The organism is Streptomyces sp. NA02950, assembly GCF_013364155.1.
Lineage (GTDB): Bacteria > Actinomycetota > Actinomycetes > Streptomycetales > Streptomycetaceae > Streptomyces.
This window is the reverse complement of record NZ_CP054916.1, coordinates 5,316,208-5,339,288: the sequence shown is the minus strand read 5'-3', so window position 1 is coordinate 5,339,288 and position 23,081 is coordinate 5,316,208. Positions and strand designations below refer to the sequence as shown.

At 72.8% G+C, this 23,081-nt stretch carries 22 protein-coding genes; 11 read left to right on the top strand and 11 right to left on the bottom strand.

Features of this window, described 5'->3' with window-relative positions; translation table 11 throughout:
* Positions 1-18 precede the first annotated feature (18 nt).
* Positions 19-924: a DUF3027 domain-containing protein gene (locus tag HUT19_RS23435; RefSeq protein WP_176187199.1), complete on the bottom strand. Its 906-nt coding sequence runs from the start codon at positions 922-924 to the stop codon at positions 19-21.
* Positions 925-1,336: 412 nt separating this feature from the next.
* Between HUT19_RS23435 and HUT19_RS23430 the strand changes: the two genes are divergently transcribed.
* The 4 genes from HUT19_RS23430 (at position 1,337) to HUT19_RS23415 (ending at position 5,195) form a co-directional block, all read left to right on the top strand.
* A complete protein-coding gene (locus HUT19_RS23430; RefSeq protein WP_176182340.1) occupies positions 1,337-2,851 on the top strand; it encodes an MFS transporter in 1,515 nt (504 codons plus the stop codon).
* 152 nt (positions 2,852-3,003) lie between these two features.
* Positions 3,004-3,519 (top strand): DUF2771 family protein, encoded by a 516-nt coding sequence (locus HUT19_RS23425; protein WP_176182339.1) that lies wholly within the window; start codon positions 3,004-3,006, stop codon positions 3,517-3,519.
* Positions 3,520-3,535: 16 nt separating this feature from the next.
* Positions 3,536-4,351 (top strand): futalosine hydrolase, encoded by an 816-nt coding sequence (locus HUT19_RS23420; RefSeq protein WP_176182338.1) that lies wholly within the window; start codon positions 3,536-3,538, stop codon positions 4,349-4,351.
* Positions 4,344-5,195 (top strand): 1,4-dihydroxy-6-naphthoate synthase, encoded by an 852-nt coding sequence (locus HUT19_RS23415; RefSeq protein WP_176182337.1) that lies wholly within the window; start codon positions 4,344-4,346, stop codon positions 5,193-5,195. Before HUT19_RS23420 ends, HUT19_RS23415 begins: the two co-directional genes overlap by 8 nt.
* 71 nt (positions 5,196-5,266) lie before the next feature.
* Here the strand turns inward: HUT19_RS23415 and HUT19_RS44030 are convergent, their stop codons facing one another.
* The gene (locus HUT19_RS44030; RefSeq protein WP_176182336.1) at positions 5,267-5,650 is read right to left on the bottom strand and encodes a cold-shock protein; all 384 of its coding nucleotides are present in this window, start codon (positions 5,648-5,650) and stop codon (positions 5,267-5,269) included.
* Between the two features lie 179 nt (positions 5,651-5,829).
* Between HUT19_RS44030 and HUT19_RS23405 the strand changes: the two genes are divergently transcribed.
* On the top strand, positions 5,830-6,117 hold the full coding sequence (locus HUT19_RS23405; RefSeq protein WP_176182335.1) for a hypothetical protein: 288 nt from the start codon (positions 5,830-5,832) through the stop codon (positions 6,115-6,117).
* 43 nt (positions 6,118-6,160) lie between these two features.
* Here HUT19_RS23405 and HUT19_RS23400 read toward each other — a convergent pair whose 3' ends face one another.
* Positions 6,161-6,793, bottom strand: coding sequence for an HAD family hydrolase (locus HUT19_RS23400; RefSeq protein WP_176182334.1), 633 nt, complete (start codon positions 6,791-6,793; stop codon positions 6,161-6,163).
* Between the two features lie 170 nt (positions 6,794-6,963).
* Positions 6,964-8,223, bottom strand: coding sequence for a hypothetical protein (locus tag HUT19_RS23395; protein ID WP_176182333.1), 1,260 nt, complete (start codon positions 8,221-8,223; stop codon positions 6,964-6,966).
* Between the two features lie 114 nt (positions 8,224-8,337).
* Between HUT19_RS23395 and HUT19_RS23390 the strand changes: the two genes are divergently transcribed.
* Positions 8,338-11,124, top strand: coding sequence for a helicase C-terminal domain-containing protein (locus tag HUT19_RS23390; RefSeq protein WP_176182332.1), 2,787 nt, complete (start codon positions 8,338-8,340; stop codon positions 11,122-11,124).
* Positions 11,125-11,172: 48 nt separating this feature from the next.
* Here the strand turns inward: HUT19_RS23390 and HUT19_RS23385 are convergent, their stop codons facing one another.
* Positions 11,173-11,685 (bottom strand): VanZ family protein, encoded by a 513-nt coding sequence (locus HUT19_RS23385; protein ID WP_254886209.1) that lies wholly within the window; start codon positions 11,683-11,685, stop codon positions 11,173-11,175.
* A 523-nt stretch (positions 11,686-12,208) separates the two neighbouring features.
* On the opposite strand from HUT19_RS23385, the gene HUT19_RS23380 reads away from it, so the two are divergent.
* Positions 12,209-13,858, top strand: coding sequence for a DNA repair helicase XPB (locus tag HUT19_RS23380; protein ID WP_176182331.1), 1,650 nt, complete (start codon positions 12,209-12,211; stop codon positions 13,856-13,858).
* Between the two features lie 32 nt (positions 13,859-13,890).
* Here the strand turns inward: HUT19_RS23380 and HUT19_RS23375 are convergent, their stop codons facing one another.
* The gene (locus tag HUT19_RS23375; protein ID WP_176182330.1) at positions 13,891-14,082 is read right to left on the bottom strand and encodes a hypothetical protein; all 192 of its coding nucleotides are present in this window, start codon (positions 14,080-14,082) and stop codon (positions 13,891-13,893) included.
* Positions 14,083-14,429: 347 nt separating this feature from the next.
* Between HUT19_RS23375 and HUT19_RS23370 the strand changes: the two genes are divergently transcribed.
* The gene (locus HUT19_RS23370; RefSeq protein WP_176182329.1) at positions 14,430-16,547 is read left to right on the top strand and encodes an ATP-binding domain-containing protein; all 2,118 of its coding nucleotides are present in this window, start codon (positions 14,430-14,432) and stop codon (positions 16,545-16,547) included.
* 215 nt (positions 16,548-16,762) lie between these two features.
* Here HUT19_RS23370 and HUT19_RS23365 read toward each other — a convergent pair whose 3' ends face one another.
* Complete coding sequence (locus HUT19_RS23365) at positions 16,763-17,467, bottom strand: copper homeostasis protein CutC (protein ID WP_176182328.1); 705 nt, start codon at positions 17,465-17,467, stop codon at positions 16,763-16,765.
* A 56-nt stretch (positions 17,468-17,523) separates the two neighbouring features.
* Between HUT19_RS23365 and HUT19_RS23360 the strand changes: the two genes are divergently transcribed.
* The gene (locus HUT19_RS23360; protein ID WP_176182327.1) at positions 17,524-18,189 is read left to right on the top strand and encodes a hypothetical protein; all 666 of its coding nucleotides are present in this window, start codon (positions 17,524-17,526) and stop codon (positions 18,187-18,189) included.
* A gap of 9 nt (positions 18,190-18,198) precedes the next feature.
* On the opposite strand, the gene HUT19_RS23355 is transcribed toward HUT19_RS23360, so the two are convergent.
* From HUT19_RS23355 to HUT19_RS23340, 4 genes are all read right to left on the bottom strand, one after another.
* Entirely contained in the window at positions 18,199-19,044 is an 846-nt protein-coding gene (locus tag HUT19_RS23355; protein WP_368661705.1) for a methyltransferase domain-containing protein, read from the bottom strand.
* Positions 19,045-19,337: 293 nt separating this feature from the next.
* Positions 19,338-20,228, bottom strand: coding sequence for a radical SAM protein (locus tag HUT19_RS23350; protein WP_176182325.1), 891 nt, complete (start codon positions 20,226-20,228; stop codon positions 19,338-19,340).
* Positions 20,225-20,473, bottom strand: a complete 249-nt coding sequence (locus HUT19_RS23345) for a hypothetical protein (protein ID WP_176182324.1) — start codon at positions 20,471-20,473, stop codon at positions 20,225-20,227. The genes HUT19_RS23350 and HUT19_RS23345 overlap by 4 nt, the downstream gene beginning before the upstream one ends.
* Complete coding sequence (locus HUT19_RS23340) at positions 20,470-20,823, bottom strand: hypothetical protein (protein ID WP_254885735.1); 354 nt, start codon at positions 20,821-20,823, stop codon at positions 20,470-20,472. Before HUT19_RS23340 ends, HUT19_RS23345 begins: the two co-directional genes overlap by 4 nt.
* 321 nt (positions 20,824-21,144) lie before the next feature.
* On the opposite strand from HUT19_RS23340, the gene HUT19_RS23335 reads away from it, so the two are divergent.
* Entirely contained in the window at positions 21,145-21,738 is a 594-nt protein-coding gene (locus HUT19_RS23335) for an XRE family transcriptional regulator (RefSeq protein ID WP_254886208.1), read from the top strand.
* 45 nt (positions 21,739-21,783) lie between these two features.
* Positions 21,784-23,040: a Cmx/CmrA family chloramphenicol efflux MFS transporter gene (locus HUT19_RS23330; RefSeq protein WP_176182322.1), complete on the top strand. Its 1,257-nt coding sequence runs from the start codon at positions 21,784-21,786 to the stop codon at positions 23,038-23,040.
* Positions 23,041-23,081 lie beyond the last annotated feature (41 nt).

Below are 23,081 nucleotides of genomic sequence, written 5' to 3'. Positions count from 1 at the left end.
ACCTTGGCTGACGCCGCACTAGGAGTGGCCCAGTTCCTCCGCCGGGGTGTCCGGCTCCACCGAGCCGCCGGTGCGGTCGGGGTGGAGGGGCAGGGGTTCGACGACCGTTTCGTCGAGGACCGGCTCGGCCGGACGGGGCGGCTTCGGCATCACGGCCGCCTCGGAGTGCGCACCGCAGCCGTAGGACAGGGAGACCACCCGGCCGTCCGCCGGACTGAACTCATTGGCGCACACACCGAACGCCTGCCGCAGCGAGCCCGCGAGCGGCACCAGGAAGCCGCAGGTCGCGCAGATTCCGGGGGCCGCCTGGGCCATGGGGGTCTTGGCACCGAACGCGTCGTCCCAGCGGTCGGCCGCGACATGGAGGCCGTAGCGGGACAGCACCCGGGCGCGGCGCATGCCCAGTTCCTCGGCGACCGACGCGATCGAGCCGGTGGCGGGCGGCGCCCCCTGGGCGGCGGGCGCGCCGGGCGTCACATCGGCCTCCTCCAGCGCGGCGAGCTGCTGCATCTCCTCGGAGACCACGGAGTTGGGCGGCGGGGCGTCCTCGCCCGAGAAACCCGCCTCCAGCCGCAGGTCCTCGGCCTCGGTGGGGAGCAGATCCCCCGGCCCCATGTCGCCGGGGCGCAGCCGCTCGCTCCACGGCACCCATTCGGGTGCGAGCAGCGCGTCCGGGCCGGGCACCAGCACCGTCTCGTCCAGGGTGACGACCTTCGCCCGCGAGGCGCGGGTGACGGTGACCGCCCAGCGCCAGCCGCGATAGCCGGGCTCGGCGCATTCGAAGAGATGGGTGACGACGCGGTCTCCCTCCGCGACGGCGCCCACATGCTCACCGACCTTCGCGGGCCGGGCGGCTTCCGCGGCTGCCTCGCGGGCGAGTTCGACCGCCTCGGCGCACAGACGGTCGGGGGTACGGCTTCGCATCGCAGCACTCACAGGATCGATTCTCTCTTCCACGCCGTCGCAGCCGTCTGACGAGTGCGCCAGCCGCCGGCCGGACGGCGGGACTGCGGACGGAGCGGACCATGGGACCGCGTCGACGTCCGCGCCCGATCCGACCTCGGGCGCACCTTGTACGTTCCATTCTGCGGGATGGCAACTCGGTGCATGGCCAGGAACGACCGTCGGTGGCGCGCTACGCACGCTACCTTGTCCGGCCGGGCCGCCCCCACCCCCGTCCCGCCCCGATCCTCCGTCATCCGCCCCATGCGAACCGCGTTTGTCCTGGACAGAGGGGGGTTACTGGGGAGTGCCGACGATGTCGGACCGAACCGAACCGAACCGGAAAGCCGTCGAACGTCTCACGTCCCGGCCGTGTTGGCTGCACCATGGTCAGGTGGCAGGCATGCGGTTCCACGGCAGCGGCCCGATCCAGCGGTCGGGCCGCTGGATCGCTCGCGCACTGCACCTCCCCTTCACCGCGACCGGCCGCGGCATCCGCCGGGCCACCCATGCGCACGGGGCGGGGGAGTCCGGGCTCGGCAAGCTGATCGAACTGCATGCGGTGAACTCGGCCGGCGACATGATGATCACCGTCGCGCTCGCCTCCACGATCTTCTTCTCGGTCCCGACCGACCAGGCGCGCGGGCGGGTCGCGCTGTATCTGGCCATCACCCTGGCACCGTTCGCCCTCCTGGCCCCCGTCATCGGCCCACTGCTGGACCGCATTCCGCACGGCCGCCGCGCGGCGATGGCGGGCGCGATGCTCACCCGGGCGCTGCTGGCGCTGACGATGGCGGGCGCGGTGGTGGGCGGCGGGGTGGAGCTGTATCCGGAGGCCCTGGGCGTGCTGGTGGCGTCCAAGGCGTACGGCGTGGTGCGGTCCGCGATCGTGCCACGGCTGCTGCCACCCCGTTTCTCACTGGTCAAGGCGAATTCCCGGGTGACCCTCGCCGGGCTGCTGGCGACCGGTGTCGCGGCGCCGCTGGGGGCCGGACTGCATCAGCTGGGGCCGAGCTGGCCGCTGTACGGGGCGTTCGTGATCTTCATGGCGGGCACGTTCCTGTCCTTCACGCTGCCGCACAAGGTGGACTCCTCCCTCGGCGAGGCGCGGGCGCGGCTCACCTCGGGCGCGCACCATCTGCATCTGCCGGTCTCCGTGCACCGGCCCCGTCCCCGGCCGCGGCCGACGGCGCCCTCGGGCGCGCGGTTCGGCGGGCGGTCCGGGAGCGGGGTCTGGAGCCGGTTCGGGACTCAACCCGGGGGATGGTTCGGCGGGATCTTCGGCGGACGCTCCCCCGACCGGGAGCGGCGGCCCGGACTGCGCACCGTCGGCCCGTCCGTGCTGCACGCCCTCCAGGCCTGCGCCTCGCTGAAGGCGCTGTCCGGCTTCCTCACCCTCTTCCTCGCGTTCCTGCTGCGCGACCAGCCGGTGGGCGGGCTCAGCCCCGAGCTGTCCCTCGGCCTGGTCGCGGTCGCGGCGGGCGGCGGCAACGCCCTGGGCACGGCGATCGGCGCCTGGCTGCGGGCCCGCGGCCCGGAGCTGATCATCGCGGTGGTGCTGACCTCGGCCCTCGGGGTGATCTTCGTGGCGGCCGTGCTGTACGGGGCGGTGACGGTCGCCGCCGTCGCCGCCGCGGCGGGCATCTCCCAGGCACTGGGCAAGCTGTCGTTGGACGCGCTCATCCAGCGCGACGTCCCCGAAGAGGTCCGCACCTCCGCCTTCTCCCGCTCGGAGACCACACTCCAGATGGCGTGGGTCGTCGGCGGGGCCGTGGGCATCGCGCTGCCGCTCAACGGGGTGCTGGGGATGGCGGTCGCCGCGGCGTTGGTGGCCCTGGGCGCCGCCGCGAGCGTACGGGGGCTGCTGAGCGCCGCCCGGCACGGTGCCCCGCGCCCCCGGGTGGCCTGACCGGCGGGGCCCGCACGGAGCACAAGCGGGGCGGAGGGGACGGCGGGACGAGAGCCGGAACGGAAGGCGGAACGGCGGCCGGACCCGGCGGCGAAACGCTCTGGGACCAACCCCCGCGCGGCGTGATCGGAACGGACCGATAGCCTGCCCGCATGACCGCTGCGTTGTTTTCCAGGGGCAAGGGCCGCCGCGCCGCCACCGCCGCCTGTGCCGTTGCCCTCGGGCTCATCGCCCTCTCCGCCTGCGACAAGCCGACTCCGCTCGCGACGGTGACGGTCGGCTCGACCACCGTGACGGCGGAGGCCGCCAAGGACTGCTACAACGAGAGCGAGCAGCTCAGCAAGTCGGCGTTGGACAAGTGCCTGGAGCATGCGCCGGAGAAGACGATCAAGGTGACCCCCGGCGAGAAGGTGCGCATCGGCGTCGACCCGAAGATCGCCAAGTCCGGCTGGGCCGTGGTCGCCGGCAACCCGGTCATGAACGAGCCGAGCACCGAGACCTACCGCAGCTTCGACAGCGAGACCCTGCTGTCGCAGTCGAACCCCCAGACGGGCCAGCAGACTCCGGTCAACAAGGTCACCCTGACCGTCGTCCAGGTGGACGAGGAAGGCAAGGGCAGCAAGCGCCCCAAGGGCATCTGGCGCTTCAAGCTCGAGCGGGACTCCTGAGGGACGACCGGCGCCGATGCGCGCGCTGATCGTCACCGCCGTCGCCGCGGAGCGGGACGCCGTGGTGCGGGGCCTCGGACGCCCGTCGACCACGGCACCCGCGGCCGCCGAAGTCGCCCTGCCCGGCGGCGTGCTGCACCGGCTGGAGTGGTCCGGCACCTCGGGCGACCTCACCCTTGACGTACTGGCCGCCGGGGTCGGCCCGGCGGCCGCGGCGGCGGGCACCGCCACCGCCCTGACCGCCGCCGCGCTCGCGGGCGCCCCCTACGACCTCGCCGTATCGGCCGGTATCGGCGGCGGCTTCACCGGACCGGCGACCGCCCCGGCCACCGGTCCGGTCGCGCCCCGCGCCCCGCTCGGCTCCGTCGTGATCGCCGATGCCGTGGTCGCCGCCGACCTCGGCGCCGAGACCCCCGACGGCTTCGCCGCCGTCACCGACCTCGGCTTCGGCACCGTCGAACATCTGCCCCCCGCCGACCTCGTCACCGCCGCGGCCGAAGCCGCGCGAGCGGTCCGCGGCACCGTGCTCACCGTCTCGACCGTGACCGGCAGTGCCGAGCGGGCCGCGGAGCTGCTGCGGCGTCATCCGCGGGCCGCCGCCGAGGCGATGGAGGGGTTCGGGGTGGCGGAGGCGGCCGCCGCACAGTCCGTGCCCGTCCTGGAGGTACGGGCGGTCTCCAACGCCGTCGGCCCGCGCGACCGGGCGGCCTGGCGGATCGGCGAGGCGCTCGAGGCCCTGGCGGACGCCTTCGGGCACATCGCACCTGTCCTCAGAACCTGGACCCGGGCCCCGGCCCGGACCTCGACCGGGAAGGAATCCGGAAGTGCCTGAGCACCTGAAGATCGCGTACTCCCCGTGCCCGAACGACACCTTCGTCTTCGACGCCTGGGCACACGGCCGCGTTCCCGGGGCCCCGCCGCTGGATGTCACCTTCGCCGACATCGACATCACCAACGGGATGGCCGAGCGCGGGGAGTTCGACGTGCTGAAGGTGTCGTACGCCGTGCTGCCGTGGGTGCTGGACCAGTACGCGCTGCTGCCGTGCGGCGGGGCGCTGGGCCGTGGCTGCGGACCGCTGGTACTGACCCGGGAGCCCGGCCGTCCATCGGACCTGGCGGGGAAGACGGTCGCGGTGCCGGGCGAGCGTTCCACGGCGTATCTGCTCTTCCGGCTGTGGGCGGCGGCCGAAGTGCCGGAGGGCGTGGGGCAGATCCAGGTACTGCCGTTCCACGAGATCATGCCCGCGGTGCGGGACGGCAAGGTGGACGCCGGACTCGTCATCCACGAAGCCCGGTTCACCTATCAGGAGTACGGGCTGCACCGCCTCGCCGACATGGGCGAGCACTGGGAGTTGACCACCGGGCTGCCGATCCCGCTCGGCGCGATCATCGCCAAGCGCTCACTGGGCGCGGAGCGGCTGCGCGCGCTCGCCGACGCCGCCCGCACCTCGGTACTGATGGCGTGGGACGACCCGGCGGCGTCCCGCCCGTATGTGCTGGAGCACGCCCAGGAGATGGACCCGGCCGTCGCCGACCAGCACATCGGGCTGTACGTGAACGAGTTCACCGCCGGGCTGGGCGAGGACGGTTACGCCGCGGTGCGGGGGCTGCTGACCCGCGCGGCGGCCGAGGGGCTGGTACCGCCCCTCGGCCCCGACGCACTGGAGTTCGTCTGACGACGCCTCTCCGGCGTTTGTCCGGATCTCGTCGCCGAGAGTGTCTGATTCGTTACGGGTACGAGTCGGGGTCAGACGTCGAGCTGGTCGGCCACCGCGCGCAGCATGCCCGCGATCTTGTGACCGTGCGCCTTGTCGGGATACCGGCCGCGCTCCAGCTGCTGGGTCACGTTCTCCAACAGGGTGGTCAAGTCCTGGACGATGGACGCCAGCTCGTCCGGCTTGCGCCGCTGGGCCGCCGCCACCGACGGGGTCGGGTCGAGCATCGTTACCGAAAGTGCCTGGTCACCGCGGTTTCCCGCCACTACACCGAATTCCACGCGCTGCCCCGGCTTCAGCGCGTCCACGCCTTCCGGGAGCACCGACGAGTGCACGAAGACGTCGCCGCCGTCATCGCGGGAGAGAAAGCCGAAGCCCTTCTCACTGTTGAACCACTTGACCTTGCCGGTAGGCACGTCTGTCCTCGTCCTCGTCGCTCGTCGGAAAACACGGAAAAACAGCTCTGGATAGCACTACAGCGGGTCGTAAGACCCGCCACCTCCAAGGCTAATGGTCCCGAGCCCGGTGACAAGACGTACCCGGGTGGTTCCGGGTGGTTCGTACGCGCGCTCAGGCACCGATCTACCCTGGTGCGGTGAGCAATGAAACCCCGCACCGTGGAACCGCTCCCGTCAGCGGCCAGGAGGCGCCCGGCGACCGGCTGGTACGCATCGGCGTGATCGTCTTCGCCGTCGGCGCGATCGCCACCCTCGCCACCGTCGCACCCATGTTCCTGGGCGCGGATCCGCTGCCGACGGCCGCGTACCTCATCTCCATGCTGATGGGCGTCGGCTTCGCGCTCGCCGCGGCCGGAGTGCTGCGGTCGATCAGCGCGCAGCGGCGGGAGGCCGCCCGGACCCAGGACGGCCGCGGAGCCGCCTGACCGGGTCGGCGGGCCCGGGTGGTCGGGAGCCGGGGCCCCGGGGTCAGCTCCCGGTCGACCGCCCGTCGAGGTGGCGCTCCAGCCACGCCGGGAACGCCGTCAGATCCCCGAGCACCACATCGGCCCCGGCCTGACGCAGTTCGTCCGCGTCGCACGGCCCCGTGGGGACGGCCACCGACAGCGCGTCCGCGATGCGCGCGCCCCGTACATCGCCGGTGTGGTCGCCTACGTAGACCGTCGCCCCGTACTCGCGCAGCGCCTCCGCCTTGGCCTCGGCCCACAGCCAGCCGACGACCGCGTCCGGCGCGATGCCCAGATGGCTCAGGTGCAGCTTGGCGTTGGGCTCGTGCTTGGCGGTGACCACCACGCTCCGGCCCCCGGCCCGCCGCACCGCCTCGATCGCCTCGAGGGCGCCGGGCAGCGCGGGCGTGGGCCCGATCGCGTACTCCGGGTACAGCTCGCGGTAGAGGTCGCTGATCTCCGGGATGCGCTCGTCGGGGAACCAGTGTGCGAGCTCCTGCTCCAGCGGCGGCCCCAGCCGGGTGATGGCCAGCTCGGCGTCCACGAAGGTGCCGGTGCGGGCGGACAGCTCTTCGTACGCCGCCTTGATACCGGGCCGGGAGTCGATGAGCGTCATGTCCAGGTCGAAGCCGACCGTCACCGTGTGCGAAGCCATGCCCCTCATTGTGCCGTTCGCACACGGGTCCTCTGTACGGGGCCGTAGGCCGGGCCGTTGTCCGGGGTCGTTGTCCGGGATCGAGTTCGGGGCCGTTGTCCGGGGTCGTTGTCCGGGATCGAGTTCGGGCCGTAGTCCGGGGCGCGGAACGGGCAGGCGCCCGGAAGGTGTCAGCCGCGGCGCCGTGCCCGCCACACCAGGAAGAGCACCGTAGCCACGGCCGCGGCCCGGACGACCACCGGCCACGTGTCCGCGAGCGCGTCCTTCATCCCGTCCTTCGGGATCGGGTCGCCCCACCTGCCGTTGCCGCGCCCCCACAGCCAGACCATGCCCCCGGCCGCGACCAGACCGGGCATGCCCAGCACGGCCCACTTCGCCTCGGCCCGGGAGTGCCTGCCGGTGGTGTACGCCAGCACCCAGCCGAAGCCCAGCAGCAGGATGTTGCCCAGCACGGCGCCCGCGACGAGCAGCGCGATCGAGACCAGCAGCAGCGGGCCGAGGCCCGCCAGCCACCCGGCCCCGGCGGCCGCACCGCCTCCGTCGTCCGCCGCGGCGGCCTTGCCACGCCCGAACAGGGCACGGCGCAGCAGCCCGCGGCGGCGTGCCGGGACGCCGTCGGAGTCCGCGTCCGCTTCGGCTTCCGCTTCCTCCTCGGCCGCGGCCCGCTCGGCGGCGTCCTTCTCGAACCGCTCCCGCCGTTCCCGTCGCTCCTGCTCGGCCGAGGTGCCGCCGAGCAGTTCGGGGATCTCGATCCCGCCGACGAACCCCTCCACGGCGCCGTACTGCGCGTCGTGCTGCTCGGGCTGGGCGAACGGGCCCGGCTCCACATGCCACCAGTCCGGATCGGACTCGCGCGGGCCGAGCTCGTCCTCGCCCGCGAGGTGCGGTGGTGACGCGGCGGCCGGGCGCGGGGCCGGGATACCGGGCTTGTCGGGGGTGACGGGGGTGTGCTTGATCAGGGAGGTGCTGTCGTCCGTTCCGGCGCCGTTCCCCTCGCGCGGCGAGGGCACCTTGCCCCCGGTCAGCCCGGTGCGTTCGGCGAGCCCGGCCAGCTTGTCGCGGGCCGCCCGTGCCGCGCCCGCCGCACCGCGCGGCGGCTCGGGAACGGCCGGGTCCGGCGTGGACGTTCCGAAGGACGTACCGCTCGGTGTTCCGGTTGACGCGCCCGTGCCGGTGCCCGTACCCGCACCCGGGTCGGGGGCCCGGCCGCCCGCGGCGGCGACCACGTCGGCGGGCGAGCCCAGCTTGGCGAGGATCCGCTTCACCCCGGCCGTGCTGTCCGTACCGCCGGTGGCCCGCCGGTGGTCGATATCGGCCCGGAGCCCGGAGACCAGCCGCATCCGGTCGCCCGACGACAACCCCTGCTGCTGGGCCAGGTCCCCGACACGGCTCAGATAGTCGTAGACGAGCTTTTCGCTCTCGATCCCCACCAAGACCCCTGAGAATGCGCACGGTCGGCGTACCAAGACGGCTTCGACCGTACCGTGCGGGGCGGTTTCCCGCCGCACCACCGGCGTCCGCCACCCCCGGGTACTGTGGATCGAATGACCAGCTCGCGGAATCGGGAGGCGCGCGTGGCGGCAGAGACCGGCCCGGCGGACAGCGGCCGCGGTGCGCCGCGCACACTCGCCGAGGAGCTGCGCGCCCGCCCCGACGACGCCCTCGCCACCCTGCTGCACGCCCGCCCCGACCTGCTGTCCCCGGTCCCGAACGACCTCACCCAGCTCGCCACCCGGGCCGGGACCCGGGCCTCGGTCGTACGGGCGGTGGAGCGCCTGGACCGGTTCGCGCTCCAGACCGCCGAGGCGCTGGCGGTGGCGCCCGACCCGTGTCCGTACGAGACGCTGCGCGCCCTGATGACGGGGACGGACGAGGGAGTGGGCGGCGAGGCGGCCGGCGAGGCGGGCCCGTCCGCCGCGGCGCCCCTCCCCGCCGAGCGGCGCGCGCATATCGCCGCCGAGCTGCCGCGCGCCGTGGCCACGCTGCGCGGCCAGGCCCTCGTCTGGGGCGGCGACGACCGGCTGCGGCTGGTCCGTACCGCCCGTGAGCTGCTGTCCCCCTCCCCCACCGCACCGTCCCCGACCGGTCTCGGCCCCACCGTCCGGGAGGCCACCTCCGGGATGTCCCCCGGCCGCCTCCAGGAGTTGCTGGCCACGGCCGGACTGCCACCCACGCACGACCCGGTGACGGCCGCGGCCGCCCTGGCCGGGCTGTTCGGCGACCGCGCGCGGATGGCGGCGCTGCTGGCCCAGGCGCCCGAGGGGGGCCATGCCGTCCTGGCCAAGCTGGTCTGGGGGCCGCCGTACGGCGAGGCGTCCGTGGCCTCGCCGACCCCGCCCGTCGCCTGGCTGCTGGAGCGCGGGCTGCTGCTGCCGTCCGGGCAGCGCAATGTGGTGCTCCCCCGTGAGGTCGCGCTGCATCTGCGCGGCGGCCGGGCGCACCGCACCCCCGAACCGCTTCCGCCGCCGCTGCCGCCCGCCGCCGAACACCGTCCACAGGCTGTGGACAGCACCGCCGCGGGCCAGGCGTTCACCGCGCTGGCCACTGTCGAGGAGCTGATGGGGCAGTGGGAGAGCGCCGCGCCGCAGGTGCTGCGCGCGGGCGGGCTGAGCGTGCGCGACCTGAAGCGGACCGCCGCCGCGCTCGATGTGACCGAGCAGGTCGCCGCGTTCTGGATCGAGCTGGCCTACGCCGCCGGGCTGCTGGCCTCCGACGGCGAGACCGACGAGCGCTACGCCCCCACCCCCGCCTACGACGACTGGCTACGGCTGCCCCCCGAGGAGCAGTGGGCCCGGCTCGTCTCCGCCTGGCTCGCCGCGACCCGTACGGCCGGCCTGGTCGGCGGCCGTGACGCCAAGGGCCGTACGCTCGCCGCGCTCGGCCCGGAGCTGGACCGCTCCCCCGCCCCCGAGGTCCGCCGCCGCCTGCTCACGCTGCTCGCGACCCTCCCGGCCGGGGCTTCGGCCGACCTCGACGGGCTGCTGGCACGGCTGCGTTGGGAGCGGCCGCCGCACCGGGGGGCGGCGCCGGCCGTCCCGGCGCCCTCGGGTCCCTCGGGTCCCTCGGGGCTCTCAGGCCCCTCGACGGCGTCCGGTACCGGTTCCGGCGCCGGTGCCGGTTCCGGTGTCGATTCCGGTTCCGGTTCCGGCTCCGGTGACGATCTGCGGTCGCGGCTGGCCCGTTGGGCCCTCGCCGAGGCCGAACTCCTCGGCATCACCGGCCGCGCCGCCCTCTCCACCCACGGCCGCGTACTCCTCGGCCAGCCGCCGAAGGGCCCGGCCCCGACCACCGCCCCAAAGGCCGCTCCGGGGACAACCGCCGGGACGCCGACCACCCCCGCCGAGGTGGCCACCGCGGCCGCGAAGGCCGCTCGCCTCCTCGCCCCGCTGCTGCCCGAACCCCTGGACCACGTCCTGCTCCAGGCCGATCTGACCGCCGTCGCGCCCGGTCCCTTGCAACGGCCGCTCGCCGAGACCCTCGGCGTCCTGGCCGAGGTCGAGTCCAAGGGCGGCGCCACGGTCTACCGCTTCACCCCCGCCTCCGTACGCCGTGCGCTCGACGCCGGACGCGCCGCCGACGATCTGCACACCTTTCTCGCCGCACACTCCCGCACCCCGGTGCCCCAGCCGCTGGCGTACCTGATCGACGACGTGGCCCGGAAACACGGCCATCTGCGGATCGGCGCCGCCTCCGCGTATCTGCGCTGCGACGACGACACGCTGCTCGCCGAGATCCTCGCCGACCGCCGCTCCGCCGCGCTGCGGCTGCGCCGTCTCGCCCCCACCGTGCTGGCCTCCCAGGCCCCACCGGACGTGCTGCTCGAGGGGCTGCGCGGCATGGGGTACGCACCGGCGGCCGAATCCGCCGAGGGGGATGTGCTGATCACCCGCGCCGAGGCCCGGCGCACCCCGCCCCGTACCGCGCCCACACCGGTGCCGGACGGCCCGCCGAGGCCCGATGACACGCTCCTCGGCGCCGCCGTGCGCGCCATCCGCGCCGGGGACCTCGCCGCCACCGCGCCCCACAAGCCGGTACGGGCGGCAGCGGGCGCGGGCACCGGCGGGGCCGCGGCCGCCACCGGGACGTCCGGCCGACTGCCGCGCACCACCTCCGCCGACACCCTCGCCACCATGCAGGCCGCGGCCCTCACCGGCTCCGCCGTCTGGATCGGCTACGTCAACGCGGACGGGGCGGCCAGCCAGCGGGTCATCGCGCCGGTCCGGGTCGAGGGCGGCTTCGTCACCGCGTACGACCACACCGCCGACGAGGTCCGCACCTACCCGCTGCACCGCATCACGGGCGTCGCCGAACTGGCCGACGAGGCCGGGTAGCCGAGTAGCCGGACGACCGGCAGCCGGGTAGCCGGGCAGCCGGGCGGGTCAGGCCGGGGAAGAGGACGAGCGCTTGGTCCAGCGGTGCCACCAGTGGCGGCGCCGGGGGTGCAGCGCACGGCCGAGCAGCCGCCCGATCAGGACATAGCCCAGCAGGGCGCCACTCGTATTGAGGATCACGTCGTCGACGTCGAAGGCGCGGCCCTCGACGATCAGCCCTTGAGCCGTCTCGACCATCACCATCACCAGCCCGGTCACCAGCACCACCCGCACCGCGCCCCGCGCCCTGGGCATCAGCATCGGCAGCAGAACCCCGAAGGGCGCGCCGAGCAGCACATTGCCGCCGATCTGCTTGATCGTGTCCTGAATGGCGGGCTGGTCGAGGTACGCGCGCAGCGAGGCACCCGGCCGCATGTTGGTGTGGACGAGGTCGGAGGAGCCCGGGGAGGGCACGAGCGTGGCCCTGGCCAGCGCCACCGCGAAGCCCACCATGCAGACGAACGCCAGCAGCAGCACCAACACGCGGGCGGCCTGTGCCCGCAGCGAATGGCGCTGGAGCAGCGGTCGCTCCGGCCGCGGCTCCGGCCTTGTCTCCGGCTTCGTCTCCACCTTTGCGGGCAGCGCGTCCGTCGTCCTGGTCTTCGTCTTCGCCGCCTTCGCCGCCGCCGTCCTGGCCGGTGGCTTCTTCGCTGCCGCCTTCTTGACCGCTGTCTTCTTGGCCGCCGTCTTCTTGGCCGTCGTCGTCTTGGCGGTTGTCTTCTTCGCCGCCGTCTTCTTGGCCGTGTCCGTCGTCTTCTTCTTCGGCGCGTTCTTCGTGGCGTTCTTCGTGGCGTTCTTCGGGGTCTTCACCGCGCCGGTCGTCTTCTTCACCGCGCCGGTCTTCCGGATCTCCCACCCGGCGATCGTGACCACAAGGACCAACCTCCCAGCTGTCTCTGTCCCCGCTTGCCCGTAGCGGTGGGGAGTATCCCTGTGGCTCTCCGCGACCCCTTCGCTACATCACTCCGCGGTATCAGCCCGATGAGGGACACTGGTTCTTTGGCCACCCGGCCCAGCCCCCGGCGACACGGAAGGATCCAGGCGCGTGAATGGACCCCTCATCGTCCAAAGCGACAAGACGCTCCTGCTCGAGGTGGACCACGAGCAGGCAGACGCCTGCCGCCGCGCCATCGCGCCCTTCGCCGAGCTGGAGCGCGCGCCCGAGCACATCCACACCTACCGGGTGACCCCGCTCGGGCTGTGGAACGCCCGGGCCGCCGGGCACGACGCCGAGCAGGTCGTCGACGCCCTCGTCGAGTACTCCCGCTATCCCGTACCGCACGCCCTGCTGGTCGACGTCGCCGAGACGATGGCCCGCTACGGGCGGCTGCGGCTGCTGAAGCACCCCACCCACGGTCTGGTCCTGGAGACCAGCGACCGCCCGGTGCTGGAGGAGATCCTGCGGTCCAGGCGGGTCCAGCCGCTGGTCGGCGCGCGGATCGATCCGGACACGGTGGTGGTCCACCCCTCCGAGCGCGGCCAGATCAAGCAGACGCTGCTCAAGCTGGGCTGGCCCGCCGAGGACCTGGCCGGTTACGTCGACGGCGAGGCCCATCCCATCGAGCTGCGCGAGGAGGGCTGGGCGCTGCGGCCGTACCAGAAGCAGGCCGTCGCGGGGTTCTGGCACGGCGGTTCCGGTGTGGTCGTCCTCCCCTGCGGCGCCGGGAAGACGCTGGTGGGCGCGGGTGCGATGGCCACCGCCAAATCGACCACGCTGATCCTGGTCACCAACACCGTCTCGGCCCGCCAGTGGAAGCACGAGCTGGTGCGCCGCACCTCGCTCACCGAGGACGAGATCGGTGAGTACAGCGGTACGAGGAAGGAGATCCGCCCGGTCACCATCGCCACGTACCAGGTGCTGACCACCAAGCGGAAGGGCATCTACCAGCATCTGGAGCTGTTCGACTCCCGCGACTGGGGTCTGATCGTCTACGACGAGGTGCATCTGCTGCCCGCCCCCGTCTTCAAGTTCACCGCCGATCTCCAGGCACGGCGGCGGCTCGGGCTGACCGCCACGCTCGTCCGCGAGGACGGCCGCGAGTCCGATGTCTTCTCCCTCATCGGGCCCAAGCGCTTCGACGCGCCCTGGAAGGAGATCGAGGCCCAGGGCTATATCGCGCCCGCCGACTGTGTCGAGGTCCGCGTCACTCTGACGGAGACCGAGCGGCTGGCGTACGCCACGGCCGAGACCGAGGAGAAGTACCGCTACTGCGCCACGACCGACTCCAAGCGCCGGATCACCGAGGCGCTGGTGGCCCGGCACCGGGGGCAGCAGACGCTGGTGATCGGTCAGTACATCGACCAGCTCGACGAGTTGGGCGAGCATCTGGACGCACCGGTCATCAAGGGCGAGACGACCAACGCCCAGCGCGAGAAGCTCTTCGGCGCCTTCCGGGAGGGCGAGATCTCCGTCCTCGTGGTCTCGAAGGTCGCCAACTTCTCGATCGACCTTCCCGAGGCCACGGTCGCCATCCAGGTGTCCGGCACCTTCGGCTCCCGCCAGGAGGAGGCCCAGCGGCTGGGCCGGGTGCTGCGGCCGAAGGCCGACGGTCATCCGGCGGTCTTCTACTCGGTGGTCGCGCGCGACACGATCGACCAGGACTTCGCCGCGCACCGTCAGCGGTTCCTGGCCGAGCAGGGGTACACGTACCGGATCGTGGACGCGAAGGAGCTGCTGGCGGACGAGGACGTGTAGCGGGGCGGATGGCTCCTGGCGGGGGCGGGTGCTCAGCGTCTGGGCAGCGTCACGCCCCGCGCGTCGTCCCCGTACGAGCCGAGCACGGCGACGCTGAACGCCGCGCCCGCGAAGACCCGTACCGCGCGGAGGGCCTGGCCCACCAGGTGACGGGGGTGGGCGACGGCGCCCGGGGCGGCGTCCTGGACAGTGCTTGCGGTGGTGCTGATCGCTGCGGTGGTCATGGCTCCAAGCATGCGGCGCGGGGGGCGTGGCGGCATCGACCTGCCGGTGTAATCGGCGGGGGGCCGGCGTACGACCGAAGGGCCATGCCGTCCCCTACGGGGGGGGGAGGAGGGCAACCCTGAGCCGAGCCCCTGAGCCGAGCCCCTGAGCCGAGCCCGTGAACCGGTCCCGCCACGGGGTGACCGGCCGGTGAAAAACCGTTCGCGACCGCGATCCGCCCTGGCTACAATCGCGCGTCTGCCTCCTCCCGTACGGGGAGCCGCCGCCCGGTCGGAAACCGGTCGGCATCTCGAGTTCGTCGAAACTTTCCTCACTCGCTTTGCTGGATCCCGCCGGAGGCTACGCCGTGCCCTCGCACGCCCCTGACCCGTCCGACCCGTCCGACCCGTCCGACTCGTCCGACCCGCTCGCGCGGGAGCGCGCCCATCTCACCGCGTCCCGCGCGGCCCTCCGCGCCATGCGCGCAAACGTCGAGGCCCTCGACCTCCGGGACGTCACCGCCAACTGGGTCAACGCCGAGGTGCTGCAACACCAGGTCGAGGAGCGCATCAAGGCGCTCGCCGACCTCGCCGACACCCCGCTCTTCTTCGGCCGCCTGAACTACCTCCACGCACCGGGCGCGGAGGCGGCGGAGGGCGCCGAGGGCGCCGAGGGCGAACGCTTCTACATCGGGCGGCGGCATGTGCACGACGCCGACGGCGACCCCATGGTCATCGACTGGCGCGCCCCCGTCTCCCAGCCCTTCTACCAGGCGTCGAAGAAGGCGCCGATGGACATCGCGCTGCGCCGCCGCTTCGGTTACACCGGCGGCGAGTTGACCGCCTACGAGGACGAGCACCTCAGCGACCCGGCCGAGGCCGAGCACTCCAGCAAACTGCTCCAGGCCGAGATCGAGCGCCCGCGCGTCGGCCCGATGCGGGACATCGTCGCGACGATCCAGCCCGAGCAGGACGAGATCGTCCGCGCCGGGATCGGCGGCACCGTCTGTGTCCAGGGGGCACCGGGCACCGGGAAGACGGCGGTGGGCCTGCACCGCGTGGCGTATCTGCTCTACGCGCACCGCGAGCGGCTGGCCCGCTCCGGCACCCTCGTCATCGGCCCCAACCGCTCCTTCCTCCACTACATCGAGCAAGTGCTGCCCGCGCTCGGTGAGTTGCAGGTGGCGCAGGCGACCGTCGAGGACCTGGTGGCGCATGTGGAGGTACGCGGCACCGACACCGCCGAGGCGGCCCGGCTGAAGGGCGACGCGCGGATGGCCGAGGTGCTGCGCCGCGCGCTGCGGTCGCATGTGACCGCCCCGGCCGAGCCCTGTGTGGTGGTGCGCGGTTCGCGCCGCTGGCGGGTGCCCGCGTACGAGCTGGCGGAGATCGTCCAGGAGTTGCTCAGTAACATCAGTCGCTGGCGCGACGGGCGCGACATCCGCTACGGTGCGGCCCGCGACGCCCTGCCGCAGCGGATCGCCCACGCGGTGCTGGTCCGTATGGAGCAGGCGGGCGAGGCCCCTGACGACCGGGTCCAGGACGCGGTGGCCCGCAACACCGCCGTGAAGGCGGCGGTCAAGGCGATCTGGCCGGCGGTCGACCCGGCGAAGCTGGTCCTGCGGCTGCTCTCCGACGCCGACTTCCTGGCCGAGCACGCGGACGGCCTCTTCGACGCCGACGAGCTGAAGGCCGTGCTGTGGGCCAGGCCCGCCCGCGGCGTGAAGTCCGCGAAGTGGTCCCCGGCGGACGCGGTGCTGATCGACGAGGCGGCCGACCTCATCGAACGCACCCACTCCCTGGGCCATGTGGTCCTGGACGAGGCGCAGGACCTGTCCCCCATGCAGTACCGCGCGGTCGGCCGCCGCTGCACCACCGGCTCGGCCACGGTGCTCGGTGACCTCGCGCAGGGCACCACGCCCTGGGCGACGGCCAGTTGGCAGGAGGCCCTGGCCCACCTGGGCAAGGCGGGAGCGGCCGTCGAGGAGCTGACGCAGGGCTTCCGGGTGCCGCGCGAGGTGATCGCCTACGCGTCACGGCTGCTGCCCGACATCGCCCCCGGCCTGACCGAGGCCACCTCCATCCGCGAGGCGGCGGGCGACTTCGCGGTGCGGGAGGTGGACCCGGTCGAGTTGGACGACGCGGTGATCGTGGCCTGCCGGGAGGCGCTGACGCACGAGGGCTCGATCGGCCTGATCGCCGCCGATGCGCGGGTGCCGGTGCTGGCGGAGAAGCTGGCGGCGGCGGGGCTGACGTATCTCGCCCCTGGCGAGGAGACCAGCGCGCGGGCCCGGCTCACCCTGGTCCCGGCGACGCTGGCGAAGGGCCTGGAGTACGACTACGTGGTACTGGACGAACCGGCGGCGGTGGTTGACGGCGAACCGGACGAACGGACCGGGCTGCGGCGGCTGTACGTGGCGCTGACGCGGGCGGTGTCGGGGCTGACGGTGGTGCATGGGGCGGGGTTGCCGGAGCGGTTGCGGTAGGGGTGGGTGCGGGCTGGGGTGCGCTGCGGGTGCGGGACCGGGGCCTCCGGGGCGGGGTCCTGGACCGTCTATTTAGGCGCCGATGCCCGGAGAAGCGGGGTGGGCCGGAAATTGGCGCCACAAATACGCCCCTGGCCTTCGGCATGGGGGACCCCGAGTGTCCAGGACCCCGCCCCTGCGACCCCGGCCCCTCCTCGCCGTTGCCGTCCGTCTGTTCAGCCCACCGGAACCGGAACATCCAGGGCGGCACGCCACTGGCTGACGGCGGCGGCGTCCACGGGACCGTCCCATCCGGCGGGCCGGGCGGCACTGCCGATGTGGAAGGCGTCGATCCCGGCGGCACGGAGCGCGGACAGATGGCCGAGGCGCAGTCCGCCACCCGCCATGATCCCCGGCTCATAGCCGGGCAGACCGGTACGGGCCGCCTCGGCCAGCAGGGTCAGGAGACCGTCATCGACGCCGAGAGCCGACCCGGCGGTGAGGTAGGTGTCCAGACCCGGGAGGTCGGCGAGCTGTTTGCGGAGGGTGTCGCGGTCGGCGGCCCGGTCGATGGCACGGTGGAAGGTCCAGGGGCTCTCGCCAATGACTTCGGTGAGAGCGGTGACGGCGGCGAGATCCACATCCCCGCCCCCGGTGAGGAACCCCAGCACGAATTCATCGGCGCCCTCGGAGCGGAGGGCGGCCGCGCTCTCGCAGAGGGCGTCGAGGGCCGACCCGGCGGTGAAGCCGTCGGACGCGCGGAGCATCACCCGGACCGGAATGTCCACGGCCGCCCGGACGGCGGCGAACGTCCCCCGGGAGGGGGTGAGCCCGTCGGCGGCCATGTCGGTGACCAGTTCGAGGCGGTCCGCCCCACCGGCCTGTGCGGCGATCGCGTCCGCCGGGTGGAGCGCGATCACCTCGAGAATTGGTCTAGACATGCTCCACAGCCTGCCACACGCCGACCGGGACGAAACCAGTGCCCCACAATTGGCTCATGTCCGCCCCCGCGCGCCACCCCGCCCATGACGCCCTGCTCGCCCGCTGGACGACCCTGCTGACCAGCGCGCGCGACGTCACCTCTCCTCCTGCGGCCCCCTACGGCGAAGACCTCCTCGCCCGCTGGGCCGAACCCCAGCGCCGGTACCACACGACGGACCACCTGATCGCGGTGCTGGACCGGATCGACGAACTGCTCGTCGAGGTCCGGGCGCCCGACCCCAGCGCCGTCCGTCTGGCGGCCTGGTTCCACGACGCCGTCTATCTGCCGGAGCGGTCGACGAACGAGGACCGCAGCGCACGCCTGGCCGAGCGGGCCCTCCCGGAAGCGGGCGTCTCCGAGGCACGGACGGAAGAGGTGGCCCGTCTGGTCCGGATCACCGCGGACCACGACCCGGCCGAGGGTGACCTCAACGCCGAGCTGCTCTGCGACGCCGACCTGGCCGTTCTGGCCGGTTCACCGGAGGAGTACGGGGCGTACGCGGCGGCCGTGCGGGAGGAGTACGGCTTCGTCCCCGACGACGTCTTCCGCGAGGGCCGAGCCAATGTGCTGCGCCAACTGCTGGGCCTGCCCTGCCTGTTCCGTACGCCGGCCGGCCATGAGCGTTGGGAGCCGGCGGCGCGGCGCAACATGGCGACGGAGCTGGAGTTGTTGGGGGCATGAGGCGTGGCGTCAGCCGTAGGAGGCCGACCATGTGCCGCGCGTGAAGTGGCACACACCGTCGGGCGTGATGTGCACGTGGCTGCCGTAGATCGGTAGGCCGCCCTCGGCGTTGAGCCGGTGACGGATGCGTTCGAGCGCCGTCCACAGACGCCGAGGGCCGCCCTGATGGACCATGGGCGGATCGATCCACGTCGCCTCGGCACGCGCCCATGAGCCGTCGGTGTGCACCAGCCATGCCGTACGCTGCTCACCGCTTTCCTCGTAGCGGGTCTCGACCCCGGGCACGGCGAGTTCGAGCATGGCGCGCACGTCCCACGCCTCCGCGACGTTCAGCACCGGATAACGGCCTTCGGTCACCTGCTGGCCCTCGCGATCCCGTACGGCGGCGAAAGTCTCGCCCGCGCCCGGCGGGTAATCGGACCCGGCGCGGGTGCCCATGAACCCTGCGCGATCCCACTCGACCACCCCGCGGGCGCAGCCGTCGGCTTCCTTGTCGGCCGTGACGATCACGTTCATGCGGGCGAGCGTCGTCACCAGACGCCCGCCGGGACGGAGCGCGGCCAGCACACTCGCGAGGTTGCGGAGCGCGACCAGGGAAACGATGCGGTCGAAGTCCCCCGGAAGCGGCTCCATGGCGTCGCAGGTGACCACCCGGGGGGACATCCCGAGCGACGCAAGCCGCTCGGTCGCCGCCTCGGTCAGGTACGGGTCGACGTCCATGGTCGTGACGTGCTTGTCCCCGAGGCGCCGCACCGCAAGCGCGGTACTGGCCCCGGTACCCGTGCCAATCAGGCCGAGGTCCGCGCCGTCGTACAACAGCCCGTGGCGCAGCATCCGAACCACCAGGCTGGACATGGTGCTTGACGATGTGGGCAGTCCGGTCGGCCGGTCGCCGGGGCTCGCGTGGTCGGCGTGCGACGGCCCCACCCGGGTCACCAGAGACGTGTCCGAGTAAGCCGCGCGCAGCCATGCCGACTCGTCCGCCGCTCCGTCGCGCAGCGCCCATGTGCCGCCGCCCTCGGACTCCCACCATCGGGGCACGAAGACGTGCCGGGGGGTGGAGGCGACCGCTTCGCGCCATCGTGAGACGGGTGGGGTCACCTCGGCCGCAAGCCGTTCGGCGTGGGATTTCCAGTCCATCGGCCGCCTCACTCGTCGTACTTCGGATCGCAAGCCGGTTGTTCGGCGGGCGAACAGTCCCCGCCGTCGGACGCGGGCTTGCAGTCAGGGTCACATGGACCCCCGCCCACGCGGGCCGGAATCAGTCGCAGCGCCTCGGCCCACGCCTCGCCGCCCAGCACTGCGGCCAAGCCGCGCTCCCGCACGTTGCCGGTGGTCAGCCACCGCGCCATCACACACGGCGTCACCTCGCCGGAGGGCAGAACCGCCGCCTGCCCGAGCCCGCACCGTCCACACAGCTCTCCCGCGTCCACCCCGGCCCCTGGCAGCGAGGCCCGGCCGACGCGCCGTGTCCGGTCCGTGCGGATCAGCCTCACCCCGAGCGCTTCCAGCTCCTTGCGCGCCTCGCTCACTCGCTGCCCCGGCAGGACGGACACGATGCCGACCCGCAGCGGGATGCCACGCCGTACGGCCTCGGCGATGTTCGCCCGGGTCCGTTCGTAGCTCCCTGGACGCGTCGTAATCGCGTCGTGTTCTTCGGCGCGATCGCTGTAGTAGCTGGTGGCCAGCTTCACGCCCCCGCGGGCGAGTACGTTCCACCCATCCGGTTTGATGTGGAACAAGTTGCTGTAGATCTCGACCTGAAGCCCCAAGCTCAGCGCCTGGTCGACCAGCTCGGCCCACGCAGGGTGCGTGGTGGGCTCGCCGCCGATGAGCTGCACCTCCCGCACGCCGAGTGCCGCCGCGTCGCCGATCACCCGCCGCCAGTCGTCGGCCGCCATCGCGCCGTGCGTACCGTTCGGTCCTGACGCGGCGAAGCACTGCGTGCACTGAAGCTGACAGGCTCCGGTGATCTCCAGCTCGACGACCCTCGGCGCGGTCGTCGAGGACGTCGCCGGGCTCTCGTCGACGGTGCTCATTGCCTTCCTCCTCGGGAGTAGCGGATCGGCCGACGGCAGTCCGGGGCGTCGAGGGGTGGCGGCTGGCCGTCGAGCGCGTAGCACAGGGCGGCGTGCAGGTGTTCTGCCGAGACGAGGGTCAAGCGGAGTTCAGCGGTGCCGATGCGCCGGCCGTTCCTGGTGGCCTGGAGCGGGATGGTGAAGCCGTCGTCGGAGCGGCGACGCACGGTCCACTCGGAGGCATGGTCGATCTGCCAGTCGGTCATGACGAGTCCACCTCGCGCACGGGCCTGTGGCGCTCGATGTGGCTCTGGGCGATCCGTAACGCGTCCCGCAGCGCCTCGTACAGGCACAGGGCCAGGAATCGGAGTTCGTCCACGCTCGCCCTGCGGTCTTCCAGCATCTCGCACGCATGGCCGATGATGTCGGCCCCCATGCTCAGCTGCAACGACTCGACGGTGTCCGCCCTCTCGCCGAGCAGGCTGTGGGGCCGGTCGGAGATGAGGTAGCACGACTTGCCGTTGGCGTCGGTCCACGGGAGCAGACGAGGGGAAGTCGGTGGGAAGGCGGAAAGCGGACGCATCTGCCCGGGGGAAGCGGGGCTAGGGTCGATCATGTCAACGGGTCCCTTTCGGCATGGTCGCGGGTGCTTCACGGTCACAGAGTGGCGCCCCGAAAGGGATGTATCGCAGCCCGTTATCAGGACACTTGGGCCGTCTCGCCGCTACCGTCGGAGAACGCCCAAACGTCCCTGGGGGAAGCCTTGAACACAGCCTTACGATCGGCTAGGGAGTCCGCTGGGTTGTCGCCCCGGCAGCTCGCTGCCCGGGTGGGGGTGTCCGGGAAGACCGTTGAGCGGTGGATCGCGGACGAGGAGCTCATCCCGCACTCCAGAAACCGGTCGGACGCCTCGGAGACGTTGGGAGTGAAAGCAGAGATGCTGTGGCCGAAGTCCGTGCGGAACCGGCTGAAGACCGGTGGCGATCAGGAGATCGTTCAGAGCTATCCGTATCGGTCCGCATGTCCGTCCACGGTCTGGGCCGACCTCATCGCCGGGGCTGACGACGAGCTGTACTTCGCCGGATACACCTCCTACTTCCTCTGGACCCAGGTACCCGCCCTGTCGCAGACCCTGCGGCAGAAGGCGGAGGGCGGGTGCAGGGTCCGCTTTCTGCTCGGGGACCCGAACGGCGCGGTGACCCGGCAGCGGGAGCAGATCGAGGACGTCACCTTGACGGTCTCCACCCGGATCGGCATGACCCTGGAGCAGCTGGCCCGGATGGGGCCGGTCGATGGGGTGGAGGCGCGCTTCTCAGCGGCGGCCGACGCTGTGAACCACGTCTCGCTGTCGGTCTTCCGCTTCGACGACCAGGCACTGGTCACCCCTCATCTGGCCCGGCTCGTGGGACACGATTCACCGCTGATGCATCTGCGGCGGCTCGGGGACGGCGGGATGTTCTCCCGGTTCGCGGAGCACGCGGAAGAGCTGTGGTCCGGCGGCGTACCCGCCCCGGTGGGGCAGCCGCGGTAGCTGCCGGGCAGGAATGCCGAGGCCCCGGGCGATGTTGTGGCGGGCATGCCGTCCAGTCCCAGCGCTTCCGCGCGCATGCCCGTCGCCGTCTATATCCTCGGTCTGTCCGTCTTCGCGCTCGGGACGTCCGAGTTCATGCTGTCCGGGCTGCTGCAACCCGTGGCGCGGGACATGGATGTGTCGATTCCCACGGCCGGGCTGCTGGTGTCCGCGTTTGCCATCGGGATGGTGGTGGGGGCGCCCGTGCTGGCGGCGGCCACGTTGCGGTTGCCGCGGCGGACGACGCTGATCTCGCTGCTGGCCGCCTTCGGGCTCGGCCAGGTCGCGGGGGCGGTGGCGCCGTCGTACGGGGTGCTGTTCGCGTCGCGGGTGGTGAGTGCGCTCGCGTGTGCCGGGTTCTGGGCGGTGGGCGCGGCGGTGGCGGTGTCGCTGGTGCCGGTGAACGCGCGGGCGCGGGCGATGGCGGTGATGGTCGGTGGCTTGAGCATCGCGAACATCGCGGGGGTGCCCGCGGGGGCCTTCCTCGGGCAGCACGCGGGATGGCGGGCGGCCTTCTGGGCGGTGGCCGGATTGTCGGCGATCGGGCTCGTCGGGGTCGTCGCGCTCGTACCGCGTACCGAGGTGCCGAGCGGTGAGGACACTCCGCGGCTGCGGAACGAGCTGCGGATCTACCGCGATCGGCAGGTCTGGCTCGCGCTGGTCACCACCGCGCTCAACGGGGGCGCGGTCTTCTGTCTGTTCTCGTATCTCGCGCCGCTGCTGACGGACGTGGCCGGGCTCGCGGAGAGCTGGGTGCCGACCGTGCTGGCGCTGTTCGGGGTCGGGGCGCTGATCGGTACGGTGGTCGGCGGGCGGATCGCGGACGCCCATCTGTTCGGCACGATGTACGCGGGCATAGCGGCCTCGGCCGTTGTGCTGGCCGTGCTGGCGCTCACCGCGCACTACCCCGTCGCGGCCGTGACCCTGGCGCTGCTGCTCGGGTTCACGGCCTTCTTCACCGCGCCCGCGCTCAACGCCCGGATGTTCAACGTGGCCAACGCCGCCCCGACGCTGGCGGGGGCGACCACGACCGCCGCCTTCAACATCGGCAACACGGTCGGCCCGTGGCTGGGCGGACTTGTCATCAGCGCGGGCTGGGGCTACCCCGCGGTGGCCTGGACCGGTGCGGTGATGGCCGCGCTCGCCATCGGGACGACCGCGCTCGCCTCCCGGATCCACCGGGCGGAGAGCGGCTCCCGGGTGGTCCTCGGCTCGGCGGCGGCCATGGCCCTGGACCCGCAGTCCGAGAGCGCCACGCGCTGACGCGCGCCGTCGTTCCCTCGCGGGCGAGGGTTCCCTACCGG

Coding starts and splice junctions, on each gene's coding strand:
- HUT19_RS23355 (WP_368661705.1), bottom strand. CDS start 19,044: ATGTCCAGCCTGGTGGTTCGGATGCTGCGCCACGGGCTGTTGTACGAC.
- HUT19_RS23390 (WP_176182332.1), top strand. CDS start 8,338: ATGACCAGCTCGCGGAATCGGGAGGCGCGCGTGGCGGCAGAGACCGGC.
- HUT19_RS23400 (WP_176182334.1), bottom strand. CDS start 6,793: ATGGCTTCGCACACGGTGACGGTCGGCTTCGACCTGGACATGACGCTC.
- HUT19_RS23425 (WP_176182339.1), top strand. CDS start 3,004: ATGACCGCTGCGTTGTTTTCCAGGGGCAAGGGCCGCCGCGCCGCCACC.
- HUT19_RS23340 (WP_254885735.1), bottom strand. CDS start 20,823: ATGATCGACCCTAGCCCCGCTTCCCCCGGGCAGATGCGTCCGCTTTCC.
- HUT19_RS23360 (WP_176182327.1), top strand. CDS start 17,524: ATGTCCGCCCCCGCGCGCCACCCCGCCCATGACGCCCTGCTCGCCCGC.
- HUT19_RS23350 (WP_176182325.1), bottom strand. CDS start 20,228: ATGAGCACCGTCGACGAGAGCCCGGCGACGTCCTCGACGACCGCGCCG.
- HUT19_RS23345 (WP_176182324.1), bottom strand. CDS start 20,473: ATGACCGACTGGCAGATCGACCATGCCTCCGAGTGGACCGTGCGTCGC.
- HUT19_RS23375 (WP_176182330.1), bottom strand. CDS start 14,082: ATGACCACCGCAGCGATCAGCACCACCGCAAGCACTGTCCAGGACGCC.
- HUT19_RS23335 (WP_254886208.1), top strand. CDS start 21,145: ATGCTGTGGCCGAAGTCCGTGCGGAACCGGCTGAAGACCGGTGGCGAT.
- HUT19_RS23420 (WP_176182338.1), top strand. CDS start 3,536: ATGCGCGCGCTGATCGTCACCGCCGTCGCCGCGGAGCGGGACGCCGTG.
- HUT19_RS23330 (WP_176182322.1), top strand. CDS start 21,784: ATGCCGTCCAGTCCCAGCGCTTCCGCGCGCATGCCCGTCGCCGTCTAT.
- HUT19_RS23365 (WP_176182328.1), bottom strand. CDS start 17,467: ATGTCTAGACCAATTCTCGAGGTGATCGCGCTCCACCCGGCGGACGCG.
- HUT19_RS23435 (WP_176187199.1), bottom strand. CDS start 924: ATGCGAAGCCGTACCCCCGACCGTCTGTGCGCCGAGGCGGTCGAACTC.